Raw genomic sequence first — 16,654 nt, forward strand, 5'->3', positions numbered from 1 at the left:
ACTATTCTTCTAAAGAACGGGCTGAAAAAGATTGTAATTCTTCATCAAAAACAAATTGAATTTGGATGGGCCTGCAGCAAACTTCGCAATCTTCAATATATTGTTGCTCCTGATTAGCAGGTTCTAAAAGCATTGAAATTTCTTCCCAGCAATATGGACATTGAAAAAAGTGTTCTTCCATGACTATTCTAATTCCATTAATTCTTCAGCAACTACCTCCCACTTTTTTAGAAGAACTGCAAGTTTATCTTTTTTACCGTGATAACCCTCAAAAAAGTTTGGCTGTGCAATCATTTGGTCATAATTATGCTCTAACTCTTGATCTATCTTTTTTAATTCTTGTTCTAAATCAGCTATCTCTCGCTCTACTTTAGATTGTTTATTCTGAAGAGATTTTAATTTTTTTTGGGTTTCGTAATCATTTTTAGGAACAGATGCTTTTTCATTTTTAACTTTTTCCTTGTGCTCTAAGGCTACTAAAGAGTCTAAGTTTTTCTGTTCTAAATACAAATTAATATCCCCCAAATATTCTTTTAATTTATGATCTTTAAACTCAAGTACGCGATCGCTTAACCCTTGCAAAAAATCTCGATCATGAGACACTAATATCAAGGTTCCTTCAAACTTCCTCAAGGCTTCTTTTAAAACATTTTTCGAATGAATATCCAGGTGGTTTGTTGGCTCATCCATAATTAGAACATTAAATGGCATTAACAATAGTTTTGCTAATGCAAGGCGATTTCGTTCCCCTCCGGAAAGAACTTTTACTCTTTTTTCTACATCGTCACCTCGAAATAAAAATGACCCTAATATATTACGAACCTGAGAACGATTTGAATCCGTTGCTGCATTCTGCATCGTTTCTAATAAAGTTAAATTTCCATCTAAATATTCTGCTTGATTCTGGGCAAAATAACCAACCTTTACATTATGACCTAGAACACATGATCCTTCGTAATCAATTTCGTTAACTATAATTTTAGCAAGGGTAGATTTACCCTGCCCGTTTTGACCCACAAAAGCAGTTTTGGTTCCTCTAGCAATTTCAAATTTAACTCCTTGCAAAACCATTTTATCACCATAAGCTTTCTTTATTCCATCTGCTTCGATTATCATTTTACCCGGTTGGGTAGATACCGGAAAACTTAGTTTCATCGCTCGGTTATCTTCAACATCTAATTCAATGCGATCAATCTTATCTAGTTTCTTCATTAAAGATTGTGCCATCGTCGCTTTCGAAGCTTTTGCTTTAAATCGTTCGATTAACTTTTCGGTTTGTTGAATCTGTTTTTCTTGGTTCTTCTGAGCTGCTCTTTGTTGAGTTAAAATTTCTTCTCTCAAAACCATATACTTAGAATACGGCTTATTGTAATCATAAATGCGCCCTCCAACAATTTCGATAGTTCTATTGGTAACTTGATCTAAAAACATCTTATCGTGAGAAACCATAACAACCGCACCTCTATATTTTTTAAGAAAATCTTCCAGCCATATAATAGACTCAATATCTAAATGGTTTGTTGGCTCATCGAGGAGTAAAATATCGTTAGGTTGTAAAAGAAGTTTTGCTAATTCAATTCTCATTCTCCATCCTCCAGAGAAAGTATCTGTTTGTTTATTGAAATCTTCAGACTGAAACCCTAAACCTTGTAAAATTCTTTCGGTTGTACCTTGGTAGTTATAACCTCCTATAATTTCATAACGTTCTGTTACTTCATTTAATTGAATAATCAATTCATTGTATGAATCAGATTCATAATCTGTTCGTGTAGTAAGACCGAGGTTAATTTCCTCCATCTGTTTTTCAAGTTCTTTTATTTCAGTAAAAGCTTGGTAAGCTTCTTCTAATACTGTTCGTCCAAAATCAAAGTCAATATCCTGTTTTAGAAATCCTAGTTTTACTGATTTCTCCTGAGAAATGGAACCCTCACTAACCGGAGTATCCCTGGAGATCAAATGAAGGAGCGTAGATTTTCCAGCTCCATTTTTACCAACAAGGCCAACTCGATTTCCCGGACCTAGTCTAAATGAGATATCCTTGAAAAGATATTCACCACCAAATGAAACCGATACATTCTGAACGCTAAGCATAAAAAATTTTTTGCAAATTTGATGAATGCATTTGAAATAAACTAGTGTTTAGTCAGTTTGTCTTAAATAACTTTCAAACCTACTTATATCAACCTCAGAGTTAAGCATTGACTTACCCTCTATATAATCCAATAACCATTCCGACAATAATGGAGCTGCAAGTACACCTCGTGATCCAAGCCCATTTAAAAGATGAATGTTTTTGTAAGCTGGATGTGTACCTAGCAAAGGTCTACGGTCTTGAACAGTTGGACGAATTTGAGTAATATGTTCTATTACTTCTATTTCTGTTGAAATCATTTTATGTATTCGATTTAACACCCATTCTCTTCCCTTTGGAGTGCATCGGAGTGTTTTATCATTTCGCTCAAAAGTTGCTCCTGCCCAATATAAATCGCCTCCTATTGGGGTAATAAAAATAGGGCCTTTTAAAATTGCTTTTGATTTTAATTTTGGTGCCTTTATTATTAAGATTTCTCCTTTAGAGCCAACCAAAGGCAAATTTTTAAAAAAGGGATTATTAATCATTTTAAAACCCTCACAAAAAACGATATGTTTCGCTTGGATGTCTTTATAAGTAATACTAGAATCCGAATATTTTAATTTTTTGAAATCGAATTCCTCTTCAATAAATTCATCAGAATTTAAAAAACTCTTGTATGAGTTTATTAGATGATTTGTAGCAACTCTTCCAGAACTCATTACGTTCCCATAGCCTAATGTTGCATTTATAGAATCGTCATGGTTAGAATGAATTTTAGGATCTAGAAAGGGAGCTAATTTTTTAGTGTCAGAAGCAGAAATCCATTCATTATGTTCCGAGCGCTTATTGAATATCTTATGAATTTGAGCAGGGTAAACAATTTGAGTTTTTAGTTTACTTTCAAGATCGGAATAAAATGGCATTGCATATTGATGAAATACATCGGCATTCCAAGCTAAGGAAAACCTTTTCAATACCGTTGGGTTATATATTCCAGCTGCAATTTGAGAAGAACCACCTCTTCCAGAATCTATAATAGAAAAAGATAAGTTACTTCTCTTTAGTTGCTCTGCAAAAGCCAAACCTGCTAGACCAAATCCTACGATAATTGAATGCTTCATACTAAATAAAAGTAAAAAAAAACGCTGCATAAAGCAGCGTTTTTTTAATTAAGTAGTTTATTAATTATTCCATAAATCTTGTTCGAAATCTCTAATTTGAGATTTAATTCGTTCAGATTCTAAAAGTTGCTGTAAAGCATCTTCGTATATATATTCGTTAACAGAACGATCTTCATAAACATTTTCTTCTTTGTAAATTACTGAATTGAATCGTCTTGAATTGAGCATATGGTCAAAAGTAATCGGCTGTGAGGAGTTTCTATTGTTAAATACAGTTGAATTATTTAAAGTAATTCTTGCGTCTGGGAACCAAACCCAAAACAAAGGCAAAGGCCCTTCTTGATCTCCTTCACTAGTATCTTCCAGCTTCAAACTAACATCAGGTGCACATGGAGCAATACCAAGTAAACGATATTTCAATTCTCCTTGTCTTTTATCGACATACCATGTACCTTTAATTTTGTACTGCTTAATCTCTGCAGCTCCTAAAGAAGCTGTTCTATAATCTTGATCTGTTATTTCTTCACCTGCGTTTAACTTTTCAATACTACTGTTTTTTAGTTTTCTTGCAAATAATTTTTCTTGGATATCAGCATAAGTCATTTTTTCGGTGAAGTATTCGTCCGAGTAGACTTCTTTGATATTTCCTTTCTTAATATTTTCTCTTAAAACATAAAATAAAGATCTACGGTCTGGACCAAGATTAGTCGTATCCGTAGGATAATAATATGGAAAGTTTATACGCTCGTTAAGATCGATAATTTCCCAAACAGTTTTTGACCACAAAATATCTCTGTCATCAACATAACCGTATGAAAGGGGTGTTTCATCATTAGCCACAATTTGTTTTTCATTTATTTTACCAATATCCTGCGGTACACGAGCGTTTAACAAATTGGCTTGTGCATGGCCATTGCCGATGAAGCAAAGACAAATTAAAATAAAAGAATATATAAATTTTGAGTTCATGACTTAACTATTAACGTCGTTATATTATTGTACAAATTACTGTTGATGTTTCCTTAAATTTATATTTAGGATTCTTAGGGTTTTCTACTTCAATACCATAAACGGTAACTTGCATTCCTTTCTTAGCTCTTCTTAATGCAGACTTTGCTTTCGAGTTTAACTTATTCCCTTGAACGTTTACAGTTGCAGAACCTGGAACTTTAAATTTGAAGTTCTTAACTTTTAAGTTAATCGGGAAATCAAAATCAACAAGGTCAGCTCCTATAGTTGCATTTGTAAGGTCGTTTTTAGAAATTTTAAAGTTACCTGACTCACCAGCTACTAATCCAGCAGGTGCAGGAACATCTTTAATTCTAAATACTTCAGAAGTAGATATTTTCTTACCATCTGGTAACGTACCACTAACTACAAACTTAACCGTTCTTCCCTTACCCGGATCAATTACATATTTGCTTCCTTTAACTCTTCTTAGTCCAGGCGCAGATGCTTTTACTTTATTTGGTTGAATACCCGGAATAGAAATTGTCATCGGGTTTTCTACACCTCTATAGACAACATTCATCTTGTCGGCACGAATTAGAGGAGAATTAGGCTTAGCAATTACTGGAAAAGACTGATTAACTTCAATCCTAGATTCAATACCATTATTCAAGAAAATTAGATCTCCTTCTATAACATGATCACCAGGACGACCTGCTTTAACATTTAACTTAATTCCTCCCGGAATAAGTTCATACTGATCATCTGTAAGTTTATTTCCATCTAGAGTTAAACTAACCTCATTTGGGTTTTGCGCTCCACCTTTTCTTCCAAGGATAACACTACCATCAAAAGTTTCTCCTTGATAATAAGCTCCTTTTTCTGTTTTAAGGAAAGAGATATAATTGTCTTTGTTAACTCTACTACCTGCTTCTAACTCTTTTCCTAATAATGCGTTTAAAACATCACTTTCGGTAAGACGAATGTCGTTTTGCATCATTGTAAGCTTAGCAAGAGAAGAAATTAATGGAAAACCTTCATAATTTGCTACTAACCAAGGTACATCAACTCCATCTTTATTTTTGATGTTGTTGTTAAAATCACCTGAATAGAAACGTTCTTCTACTAACTCAGTATATTGTGGATACTGACTCGCAAAAACTTGAATAACTCTCATCTTGTAATTATTCATTAAATCAATGAATTCTTTACCTTCTGGCGATACTCCGCTTGCATCGAAGAAAATTAAATCTAATTTTTCTCCTTTATCCATTTCAGAATACTTCTCCAGGTTAGGATCATCTACTAAACGATCTGCAGTGATGGTATTCTTAATCTCCTGAATACGATTATAAAATGCCGTAGACTCTTTTCGAATCTCTTTTGCAGTTCGGTCGTGACCAATCCACTTTCCTTCTTTTTCCTCAGAATTAGTAGAAATTTTATTGTAGTATATCTCGTTTCCAGTATTTACGCGCTCATTAGCACTTTGAATTTTTTTGAACATTTGTCCAAATCCATCCAATACTTCCTTACTAACGTTCAATGCCAACATGGTAATGAACACTAGGTACATCAGCGCAATAAGTTTATTACGCGGGGTTTCATTTGCTCCAGCCATGTTTCTTAATTTTTATTCATTGCAGAAAGCATTCCGCCATAAACTTGGTTAAGTGATGCTAAGTTTGCAGACATTGCTTCCATTTGAGCTTGTAGCTGCTTAGCGTTCTCTGTTAATTGTGCGTTGTTTGAGGTTTGTGAACCTGCATCTGCAACTTGAGCACTGTATAATTGATTTAATTCTTCTAGTTGACTTGCAGCCTTAGACATTTGCTCAGAGTAATTATTAGAAGTAGAAACTGCATCTACAGCAGGTGTTAAAGCCGCTGCTGAAGCCTCTAAGCTTTTGATACTTTTTGTTAATCCACCTACTAGGTTTACATCTAATTTAGCTTCTTGAAGAATTGCATCGATTTTACCTGATAATCCTTCTTCAGATCCTGATGATTTTGGAGCATGACCTGTTTTTTCTTCTAAGTGTTCAACATATGCTGCATGCTCTTCTCGTGCATCATCTAACATTAATCCTCCTACTAAGAAAATAATTGCTTCAGTTCCTAATCCTAAACCTAATACAACACCTCCTGTTATTGGTCCTATCTCTAAGTGAAGAATTTTAAATAATGCTCCAACGATTACTACTGCTCCTCCAATTTGGAATAGCATGTGCATAATAATTTTTCTTCTTAACCTTCCTTTTAATTGTTTTGCGTCCATTTTAATAAATTAGTTTAGTTATAAGCTTAGTTTAAAGATAATATTTTATTTAATTTTTACTTTTTCCGATCCTAAATAGTCTTGAACAGTTCTGAATCCAATATAGCTTCTTGCGGTATCAGAATACTCGTAGTCTCTTGAACTAACTCTCAAGAAATAAGCAACATCTTTCCAAGAACCACCGCGAACTACTTTTCTCGTTTCTTTTGCAGAAGAGAAATTTGGATTCAAAGAAGACACGTATTCATACGCTCCTGGATCATAGGAGGAACCAGTCCACTCCGCTACATTACCAGCCATATTGTACAAGTTATAATCATTTGCTAAATATGACTTTGCTTCTACTGTATACATTGCTTGGTCAGAAGAATAATCTCCACGAAGGGGTTTAAAGTTTGCTAAGAAACACCCTCTGTCATTTAGTAAGTATGGGGAACCCCAAGGATAAATACCGGAAGGAATTCCACCCCTTGCAGCATATTCCCATTCCGCCTCAGTTGGTAATCTAAAGTAATTTACTAAGGGTTTACCATTCTGTTTTTGATATGAGTTTTTGTAACTAGTTCTCCAAACACAAAAAGCAACTGCTTGTTTCCAAGAAACTCCAACCACTGGATAATCCTGATAAGCAGGGTGTGAGAAATAATCGTTGTGCATGGGCTCGTTGTAAGAGTAATTAAAATCTTTAATCCAAACTGTTGTGTCTGGATAAATTTCAAGATTTTTTTCTTCATGAATATAATCAGATCTTCCTCTTAGGTTTGGATTACGCTTTCTATCTAAAGAGGCTTTCTCAGCATCAAACCAAGTATATCTATATTTTAATTTATTAACGTCTAATTTCATTTCACCGTTATACCAAACTTCCGGCGGAAGGTACAAGCTGTCCATTACCTCAACGTAAGCCTGATCCATATAATCTTCCGTACTCCATTCAATTTCTTCGTCCCAATTTAATCGACGACCAGCGTATAAATCTTCACTTAGGTCATAGTAATTAAGCTTCATGTATTTTTGAAATTCTGTAAGATCAGAAGTGTCAGCATCTGCAAATGCGTAAGCAGCAATCCCATCAGTAACTCCTTCTTCTTTATTTTCATCTGCTTTTCTTGCAAGCATATTAAGAGCGATAGAATCTCTTACCCAATAAACAAACTGTCTGTATTCGCTGTTGGTTATTTCAGTTTCATCCATGTAAAAAGAACGAACTGTCACGGTTTTCGCCTGAGCATTTTGGAGTTGTGCCATGTCGTCATCTGCCTTTCCCATAATATACGCACCACCCTCTACAAGAGTCATACCATAAGGTTTTTCAGGAAACCACTTCTTCTGCTTTACTCCAACTAATTCCCCTCTTTTGTTACCACAACCTGTAAGGAGTAGTACTGAGGCAACTAAAACAAATATTTTTTTCATAAAAGATTTCGCTCTTCTAGGGCATTACAATTTAATCAATATAGTTTACCGCGTCAAGATAAAAAAAAAGATTGATTTCTCTACACTCTTTTGGTGGCTTTCCACCATCTATCTGGTAAAACATCGTTACAAGCATCAAGATAATCTTTGTGCGTGCAAGATAATAACGTGTTACTTTTTGATTTATTATCTAAATAATTTTCATTTTCAATTTCTAACCACCATCTTCCGCTTTTTTCACTTTGATGAAATATCATTTCACGATCTGACATTTGAACGGTGTAACGTTTAAAATTGTTGTTTGTGTTTACAGGATATTCTCCAAATCTGCAATTAACTCCTTCTATAAAATACCAGATTATTTGTGCAAATAATTTATGAAAAAGAGTATTGTTTGGAAGATCAAAAAAACCAGCTAAACTCAACCTATCACTAATTCCAGCATATCTAGCCAGTGCACAAATTGTTCTACTGTCTATTCCGTTTGGTGACCCGTTTAAATAAGTTCCGTCCGCAGAACTTCTTAAACATTTCATGTCAAAACTTGCTATGTCTGCTTCTCTAAAAATCGGTTCTGTAATTTGACTATTATCCAATACCGTTCCCAGACGAATGGAATCAAAAAAAAGTTTTTCCATTAAATCTAATTCTTCTTGGGCAATCAAATAGGATTGGTAACCGATATTGGTATAATTCATTAAATAACTAGGAGAATCCATAATAATCTTACTCATATAAGATTTTCCTGAAATCAACTCTTCATCTTGTGAAAAATCGAAACGACTGTCGATCGAAACCATATTGACCAACTTTTTGTTTTGCTGAAAAACTTGATAAGCTGCAATTGTTAGATCCTGTGTTCCTCCTATAATTATTGGAATTATACTCATTTGCTGCAACTCAAGACAAGCTTCTTTTATTGCAAAATAACTGTCTTCTGGAGTTTCACCAATAGGCAAATCGCCTAGATCAGCTATTTCTATTGCCCAATTTCCTGGGTAAAGTTGATATAAATTTCTACGAAATTCATTAATCTCGTATGAAGTTGATGCAAAAAAACCATTTCTATTTTCGTTCACCCCAAAAATAGCAATACTCACATTTTTTAAATCGGGAAAACCTTGGCTTTTAGTGTGTGCTTTTATTTTTTTACCCAAAACTTGTTTGGGAAGTAAAACGGATACTCCAAAAACAGTTTCATCAATTGGGTTAAAAAAATTTAAGCTCATTACTTTTTCTTTGAAGTAGCTTTAGGCTTTGCTTTCGATTTTGGTTTGGCTTTGGCTTTTGTTTTCTTTTTAGTGGGTTTCTTAGCCTCAATTCTTTTTTTAGCCTCTTCTAGAGTTATTTTAGTTGGGTCAATATCCTTAGATAGTTCAATTTTAATTTTACCCTTTATAATATTAGATCGACCCCAACGTGCTTTCTCCACACGAATACCCTCGTCTTTCCAATCATGAATAACCTTATCAATTTCTTTTTGGATTTTTTCATCAATCAAAGTCTCAATATCTCCTGTACTTAAATTATCAAAATCATACTTTTTATTTACATTGATGAACATTCCACTCCATTTAATAAAAGGACCAAAACGACCTGTTCCCTTAGTAACGGGTAATTCTTTATAAGTATAAATTGGAGCGTCGGCTTTCTTTTTTTCCTCAATAAGTTCTATTGCAAAATCCTGATCGACTTCCATTGGATTCATTCCTTTAGGTAATGAAACAAATAGATCACCAAATTTTACATAAGGACCAAACCTTCCATTGTTTACAGTAACTTCTTGTTCTTCATATTCTCCTAAACTTTTAGGTAATTGAAATAATTCAAGGGCAGCTTCGAACGTAATCGTATCTAATTGTTGTTCTGCCGTCAAACTAGCATAAACTGGTTTTTCTTCATCATCAGAATTTCCGATTTGTGCTATTGGACCAAATTTCCCCAAACGAACTTTTAATTCTCTTCCAGATTTTGGATCAACACCCAGACTACGTTCTCCGGATTCGCGCTCTGCATTTTCTTGGACAAAATCTACAGTTTTATGGAAATCACCATAAAACCCTTTGATCATTTTTATCCAATCTTCATTTCCTTCTGCAATTTCATCAAAGTCTTTTTCTACTTGAGCAGTAAAACTATAATCGAGAATACTTTTAAAATTATTAACAAGGAAATCGTTTACAATCATCCCTATATCAGTAGGAACTAATTTACCTTTATCTGAACCAACCGTTTCTGTTAGAAGTTTAACCTCAACTTCATCATTATTCAATGAAAGCTGATGATAGTTACGCTCAGAGCCTTCTACTGCTCCTTTAGCAACATAGCCTCTATTCTGAACGGTTGAAATTGTAGGAGCATAAGTTGAAGGACGACCAATTCCTAATTCTTCAAGCTTCTTTACAAGGGCAGCTTCTGAATATCGGTATGGAGGGCGAGAAAATCGCTGAGTGGAAACGAGTGATTTTAAATTAACCGCATCTCCTATATTTACATTAGGTAACATTCCTTCTGCCTCTTCTTCATCATCATCAGTTCCTTCTAAATACACTTTAAGAAAACCTTCAAACTTAATTACTTCTCCTTTTGCTGTAAAAAGTTGACTGTGAGTAGAAGCGTCTATTTTTAATTGAGTTCGTTCAAGTTGAGCGTCACTCATCTGTGAAGCTACTGTTCTTTTCCATATTAACTCATACAATCTAATTTGATCGTAATCACCTTCAATTTTAGAAAGAGTTAAATCTGTAGGACGAATTGCTTCGTGTGCTTCTTGCGCTCCTTTACTTTTGCTTTTAAAGGTACGTGCTTGAGCGTATTCTTTTCCATAGTTAGCTTCAATTGTAGATAATGCAGCAGTTTGAGCTTCCTTTGAAAGATTTACACTATCTGTTCTCATGTAAGTGATTAATCCCGCTTCATAAAGTCGCTGTGCCATAGTCATGGTCTTACTTACAGAAAAAAATAATTTTCGTGAGGCTTCTTGTTGTAATGTTGATGTTGTAAAAGGAGCTGTAGGGCTTTTTTTGGCAGGTTTAGTTTCTTTAGAAGCAATGGAAAACTTAGCACCCACATTTTCTAATAAAAAATCTTGAACTTCATCTGGTTGATCAAAAGTTGTATTCAACTGTGTTTTAATCTCCTTTCCCCCTGAAGTTAAAAACGCGGCTTGCGTTTTATACATAGATTTTGCAGAAAATTCTTTAATCTCGCGTTCACGCTCTACAATTAGGCGAACAGAAACCGATTGAACTCTACCTGCCGAAAGACCACCTTTAACTTTTCTCCAAAGAACTGGTGATAATTCATACCCAACTAAACGATCTAAAACTCTTCGAGCTTGTTGCGCGTTTACTAGATTATAATCAATTTCACGTGGATTTTCGATTGCCTTTAAAATGGCGTTTTTTGTAATTTCATGAAAAACAATCCTTTTTGTATTGCTGTCATTTAATTTCAAAGTTTGAGCTAAATGCCAAGCAATTGCCTCTCCCTCTCGATCCTCATCACTTGCCAACCAAACCATCTCTGCTTTTTTGGCTAGCGACTTCAATTCAGATACAATTTTCTTTTTATCATCAGAAACGATATACTTTGGAGAAAAATCTCCATCTACATCAACTCCTAACTCTTTTGAGGGTAGGTCAGCAATATGCCCAAAACTAGAGGCTACTTTATAATCTTTCCCAAGAAACTTTTCGATAGTTTTAGCCTTAGCCGGTGATTCAACAATTACTAAATTCTTTGCCATATTTGTACAATTCTGCTGACAAAAGTAATTCGTTTTTTCTTAGGTCTCAAACTTATAGACAAACTAAAATTCATAATCACTAAAAAAAGACCTCAGCTACAACGCTCTATGTGATCAAAAAAAGTATAGGAAATTTATGGTTTGTTAAAGTTCAGAGAAGCTCTTTTCTTTAAATGATTTAAGATAAATAATTTATCTATATTTAATTCTTATTACAAGAAAGTCGCTTTAAAACTGAATCACCATTTCATACGATCTCAATTGATTAACAACATTATTTAATTTAAACGTACTAACAGCTAATTATGAATTTTGAATACACCCAAGAAACAACAGATCTAATTGAAAGAGTCGACCAGTTCATGAAAAAACATCTTTTCCCTCATGAAAATAAGGTCAACGAGTTTTGCAAAAATAATCTTTGGGAAAATTATCCAGAAATGGAACATTGGAAAAAATTAGCTAAATCAGAAGGGTTATGGAATCTTTTCTTACCTAAAGGCTATGGAAATTTAAGCCCTGGTCTTTCTAATCTTGAATATGCACCATTAGCAGAAAAGATGGGAAGTTTAGCTTATGCTTCAGAAGTATTTAACTGCTCTGCACCAGATACAGGCAACATGGAAACCATTGCTAAATACGGAACAGAAGAACAAAAAGAAAAGTGGCTTAAACCTTTAATGAATGGAGAAATAAGGTCTGCATTTTTAATGACTGAACCTGCTGTTGCTTCTTCAGATGCAACCAACATCGAAACATCCATAGAAAGAGATGGAGACGAATATGTCATTAACGGAAGGAAATGGTGGTCTTCTGGAGCAATGAACCCACATTGTAAGGTATACATTATAATGGGTAAAACAGACTTTTCAGCTCCAAAACACCAACAACAAAGTATGATTTTAGTTCCAGCAAATACACCTGGAATTAAAATACTTAGACCTATGGAAGTCTTTGGTAACGTTGATTCGCCTGAAGGACACGCCGAAATAGAATTAATCAATGTTCGAGTACCTGTAAGCAACATACTTCTTGGTGAGGGAAGGGGTTTTGAGATTGCACAAGGAAGATTGGGTCCGGGTAGAATACATCATTGCATGAGGTTAATTGGAGCAGCACAAAGAGCTTTGGATCTTATGTGTATTCGATCGAACCAACGAACTGCATTCGGAAGAAACCTAATCAAGTTTAGTAGTATTCGTCAAGAAATAGCAAAATCAGAATGTGAAATTCAACAAGCGAGACTATTGACCCTTGCAGCAGCAGATAAAATTGATCGATTTGGAGCTAAAGAAGCTAAAAATTTAATTGCAATGATTAAAATAACTGTCCCTCAAATGGCATGTACTGTTATTGATAGAGCCATCCAAATTCATGGTGGAATGGGTGTAAGCCAAGACACCCCTCTTGCAAAATTTTATGTGTATGCCAGAACCGTTCGCCTAGCTGATGGACCCGATGAAGTACATATGTTTCAATTGGGTAGAAATTTAGCTAAAGAGTACGAATCTTAATTAACAGAATAATTTGTTGTAACGACTTTCGACTGAAGAAAAAAGTTTGGATTTTATTCTTTTTCTTACTTTAATAATTCAATCAAATTTAGAAGAAATCGGTCAAACCATATTTGGAATTAAAATTTTAAAGAAATTCAAGTTAGATTTCATGACATTTTGTCTTGTTATGAAAAATATCCCTATTTTTGCATTGTAATTAAAACAACTACTTTCTATTCAGTAGTGATCCAAAATTGAGATACCCCAAAATAGATCTCTAAAAATTAAAATATTGAAAACCAAAACAAAAAACATAAAGGAAAAAAAAGGATTGTCTGTTACCTCCGATAAGAACCCAAACCAGTACAATGGAGAAATACTTGATGATCAAAATTCAAGAATAAAAAATTCAAAGCAGGTCTACATAGAATCTTATGGATGTAGTATGAATTTTGCTGATAGTGAAGTTGTAGCTTCTATATTATCTAATGAAGGCTTTCAAACTACAGCAGAAATGAAAGAGGCAGATCTGGTTTTAATCAACACCTGTTCTATTCGAGACAAAGCAGAGCAAACAGTTCGAAAACGTCTTGAAAAATTCAACGCTATTAAACGTGTCAATCCAAAAATGAAAGTTGGAGTTTTAGGATGCATGGCAGAACGATTAAAAGAAAAATTTCTGGAGGAAGAAAAGATAGTTGATATGGTAGTTGGACCAGACGCTTACAAGGATTTACCAAACTTACTTCAAGAGATTGAAAGCGGTCGAAATGCAGTTAATGTCATCCTTTCTAAAGATGAAACTTATGGGGATGTTGCTCCTGTTCGCCTCCAATCTAACGGAATCAGTGCTTTTGTGTCAATAACACGTGGATGTGATAATATGTGTACTTTTTGTGTTGTCCCTTTCACAAGAGGAAGAGAAAGAAGTCGTGATCCAAAAAGTATTTTAGAAGAGGTTGATGATTTAGCTGCTAATGGGTTTAAAGAAATTACACTTTTGGGACAAAATGTAGACAGTTATTTGTGGTATGGAGGCGGTTTAAAAAAGGATTTTAATAAAGCTACTGATTTACAGCAAAAAACTGCTTTAGATTTCGCTCAATTACTTTCGCTTGTTGCCAAGCAACACCCTGGAATGCGAATCCGTTTTTCTACCTCAAACCCGCAAGACTTAACCCTCGATGTAATTCACACAATGGCTAAGTTTGATAATATATGTAATCATATCCATTTGCCTGTACAATCTGGAAGCAATCGAATTTTAAAGAAAATGAATCGATTACATACGCGTCAGGAATACTTTGAACTTATTGATAACATCAAGAAAATAATCCCGGACTGTGCTATTTCACAAGATCTAATCGCAGGATTTCCTACCGAAACTGAAGAAGATCATCAGGATACGCTAAGTTTAATGGATTACGTAAAATATCATTTTGGATTTATGTTTTCTTATTCTGAACGCCCAGGCACCATGGCAGAAAGGAAATTTGAAGATGACATAAGTGAGGATGTCAAAATAAGACGATTGCAAGAGATCATAGAAAAACAAAGAGTGCATAGTCGTTATAGAACCTCAAGCTACAAAGAGCAAACTGTATGTGTACTAATAGAACGTGAATCAAAAAAATCGAAAGAACAATGGAGCGGAAGAACTTCTCAAAATACAGTTGTTGTTTTTCCTAAAGAGAATTATAAACCAGGAGATTTTGTTGATGTAAAAATCAATGATTGTACTTCTGCAACTTTAATTGGGATTCCCTTGGGAATTTCGAAAACTATATAATAATGGAATCAATTCAGGCTATAAAACAGCGCTTTGGTATCATTGGAATGAATTCGATATTGAACCGATCGCTAGAGAAAGCTTTACGCGTAGCTGTAACAGATATTTCTGTTTTAGTAACCGGAGAAAGCGGAGTAGGAAAAGAAAATATCCCTAAAATAATACATCAATATTCTCATAGAAAACACGCAAAATACATTGCCGTGAACTGTGGTGCTATCCCTGAAGGAACAATTGACAGTGAACTTTTTGGTCATGAAAAAGGAGCCTTTACAGGAGCTACTACAACCAGAAGTGGGTATTTTGAAGTTGCCGATGGTGGTACTATTTTTCTTGATGAAGTAGGAGAACTTCCTTTAGCAACTCAAGTTCGTCTTCTTAGAGTTTTAGAAACTGGTGAGTTTTTAAAAGTTGGCTCTTCGAAAACTCAAAAAACGAATGTCCGAATTGTCGCAGCAACAAATGTTCAAATGCGCGACGCAATTCAAAAAGGAAAATTTAGAGAAGATTTATATTACAGACTGAGTACTGTAGAAATTAACTTACCTCCTTTAAGAGATCGAAAAGAGGATATTCCATTGTTATTTAGAAAATTTGCTTCCGATTTTGCGCAAAAATATCACATGCCAACCCTACGTCTAAACGAAGATGCTCAACAAATTCTTGCCCAATATAACTGGAACGGTAACATTCGACAATTAAGAAATGTAGCAGAGCAAATTTCTGTACTCGAAAAAGAACGTGAGCTAAACCCACAAATTTTACGTTCGTACCTTCCAGATATGGGAAGTCAGTTACCTGCAATAAGTCCCAAAGAAAAAGAATCAGGTGATTTTGCTTCTGAACGAGAAATACTTTATAAGGTACTTTTTGATATGAAAAATGATTTAAATGACCTTAAAAAGCTTACATTAGAACTAATGAAACAAGAAACATCGGAAGATGTACAAGAAAAAAATCAAAGCCTAATTAAAAAAATATATGGCGAAAGTTCTAATGACAGCAACCTTCAGCCACTTAATGCACTCCCTGTAGAAAGTCAATATCAAGAAAATAAAATGGATGCAGAGGAATCCTATGATTATGCTGAGACAATTGTTGAAGAAGAACCTTTATCTCTTCTTCAAAAAGAAATTGAAATGATTAAAACTGCGCTAGAAAGAAGTAAGGGAAAACGTAAATTAGCAGCCGAAGAACTGGGTATTTCCGAAAGAACATTATATCGAAAAATTAAACAATATGATTTAAATGATGGCTCAGAAGATTAAAAAACACAGTTCCTTTCTTACGCTATTGATTAGCTTGTTAACTCTTCAGGCATGTGGCATATACTCTTTCACAGGTGCTTCTATTCCTGCTGGAACAGAAACATTCCAAGTGAATTTTTTTGAAAATAATGCCGGAAATAGACCGGGATCTATCGTTGAGCCAGGATTAGATCAGGATTTCACTTTGGCGCTTCAGGATATTTTAATTAATCAAACTAACTTGAACTTAGCCAGCAGCAATGGCGACCTAGTATTTGAAGGTGAAATTGTAGAATACGCAATAACTCCAATGTCTGCTACTGCTCAAAATACTGCTGCTCAGAATAGGCTTACGATTACAATTAATGTTCGTTATTTCAATGTTAAAAATGAAGAAGATAATTACGAAAAACGTTTTTCATTCTTTTATGATTTTCCTGCTGAACAACAACTTTATGACATAAAAGATATCGCTCACAATGACATTTTTGATCGTATTACTCAAGATATTTTTAACGCATCTTTAGCAAAATGGTAG

General features: G+C 34.4%; 13 protein-coding genes. 4 read left to right on the forward strand and 9 right to left on the reverse strand.

Annotated elements, in window-relative coordinates:
* Position 1: 1 nt before the first annotated feature.
* From NG655_RS08485 to topA, 9 genes are all read right to left on the reverse strand, one after another.
* On the reverse strand, positions 2-181 hold the full coding sequence (locus NG655_RS08485; RefSeq protein ID WP_252158883.1) for a CPXCG motif-containing cysteine-rich protein: 180 nt from the start codon (positions 179-181) through the stop codon (positions 2-4).
* 2 nt (positions 182-183) lie between these two features.
* Positions 184-2,091 carry an ABC-F family ATP-binding cassette domain-containing protein gene (locus NG655_RS08490; protein ID WP_252158884.1) on the reverse strand — a complete coding sequence of 636 codons (1,908 nt, stop codon included), beginning with the start codon at positions 2,089-2,091 and terminating at the stop codon, positions 184-186.
* Positions 2,092-2,139: 48 nt separating this feature from the next.
* Complete coding sequence (locus tag NG655_RS08495) at positions 2,140-3,195, reverse strand: NAD(P)/FAD-dependent oxidoreductase (protein ID WP_252158885.1); 1,056 nt, start codon at positions 3,193-3,195, stop codon at positions 2,140-2,142.
* A 60-nt stretch (positions 3,196-3,255) separates the two neighbouring features.
* The gene (gene porN / locus NG655_RS08500; RefSeq protein WP_252158886.1) at positions 3,256-4,164 is read right to left on the reverse strand and encodes a type IX secretion system ring subunit PorN/GldN; all 909 of its coding nucleotides are present in this window, start codon (positions 4,162-4,164) and stop codon (positions 3,256-3,258) included.
* Positions 4,165-4,183: 19 nt separating this feature from the next.
* Positions 4,184-5,764, reverse strand: coding sequence for a type IX secretion system motor protein PorM/GldM (porM, locus tag NG655_RS08505; RefSeq protein WP_252158887.1), 1,581 nt, complete (start codon positions 5,762-5,764; stop codon positions 4,184-4,186).
* A 5-nt stretch (positions 5,765-5,769) separates the two neighbouring features.
* Positions 5,770-6,420: a type IX secretion system motor protein PorL/GldL gene (gene porL / locus NG655_RS08510; RefSeq protein ID WP_252158888.1), complete on the reverse strand. Its 651-nt coding sequence runs from the start codon at positions 6,418-6,420 to the stop codon at positions 5,770-5,772.
* Positions 6,421-6,465: 45 nt separating this feature from the next.
* A complete protein-coding gene (gene porK, locus NG655_RS08515) occupies positions 6,466-7,836 on the reverse strand; it encodes a T9SS ring complex lipoprotein PorK/GldK (RefSeq protein WP_252158889.1) in 1,371 nt (456 codons plus the stop codon).
* Positions 7,837-7,916: 80 nt separating this feature from the next.
* Positions 7,917-9,065: a formimidoylglutamase gene (locus NG655_RS08520; protein ID WP_252158890.1), complete on the reverse strand. Its 1,149-nt coding sequence runs from the start codon at positions 9,063-9,065 to the stop codon at positions 7,917-7,919.
* Positions 9,065-11,584, reverse strand: coding sequence for a type I DNA topoisomerase (topA, locus tag NG655_RS08525; RefSeq protein ID WP_252158891.1), 2,520 nt, complete (start codon positions 11,582-11,584; stop codon positions 9,065-9,067). Before topA ends, NG655_RS08520 begins: the two co-directional genes overlap by 1 nt.
* Before the next feature lie 305 nt (positions 11,585-11,889).
* On the opposite strand from topA, the gene NG655_RS08530 reads away from it, so the two are divergent.
* The 4 genes from NG655_RS08530 (at position 11,890) to NG655_RS08545 (ending at position 16,654) form a co-directional block, all read left to right on the forward strand.
* The gene (locus tag NG655_RS08530) at positions 11,890-13,098 is read left to right on the forward strand and encodes an acyl-CoA dehydrogenase family protein (RefSeq protein ID WP_252158892.1); all 1,209 of its coding nucleotides are present in this window, start codon (positions 11,890-11,892) and stop codon (positions 13,096-13,098) included.
* 358 nt (positions 13,099-13,456) lie between these two features.
* The gene (gene miaB / locus NG655_RS08535) at positions 13,457-14,869 is read left to right on the forward strand and encodes a tRNA (N6-isopentenyl adenosine(37)-C2)-methylthiotransferase MiaB (RefSeq protein WP_252159110.1); all 1,413 of its coding nucleotides are present in this window, start codon (positions 13,457-13,459) and stop codon (positions 14,867-14,869) included.
* A 2-nt stretch (positions 14,870-14,871) separates the two neighbouring features.
* On the forward strand, positions 14,872-16,137 hold the full coding sequence (locus NG655_RS08540; RefSeq protein WP_252158893.1) for a sigma-54 interaction domain-containing protein: 1,266 nt from the start codon (positions 14,872-14,874) through the stop codon (positions 16,135-16,137).
* A complete protein-coding gene (locus NG655_RS08545; protein ID WP_252158894.1) occupies positions 16,121-16,654 on the forward strand; it encodes an LptE family protein in 534 nt (177 codons plus the stop codon). The genes NG655_RS08540 and NG655_RS08545 overlap by 17 nt, the downstream gene beginning before the upstream one ends.

The sequence above is a fragment of the Candidatus Arcticimaribacter forsetii genome (assembly GCF_910589745.1).
Classification (GTDB): domain Bacteria; phylum Bacteroidota; class Bacteroidia; order Flavobacteriales; family Flavobacteriaceae; genus Arcticimaribacter; species Arcticimaribacter forsetii.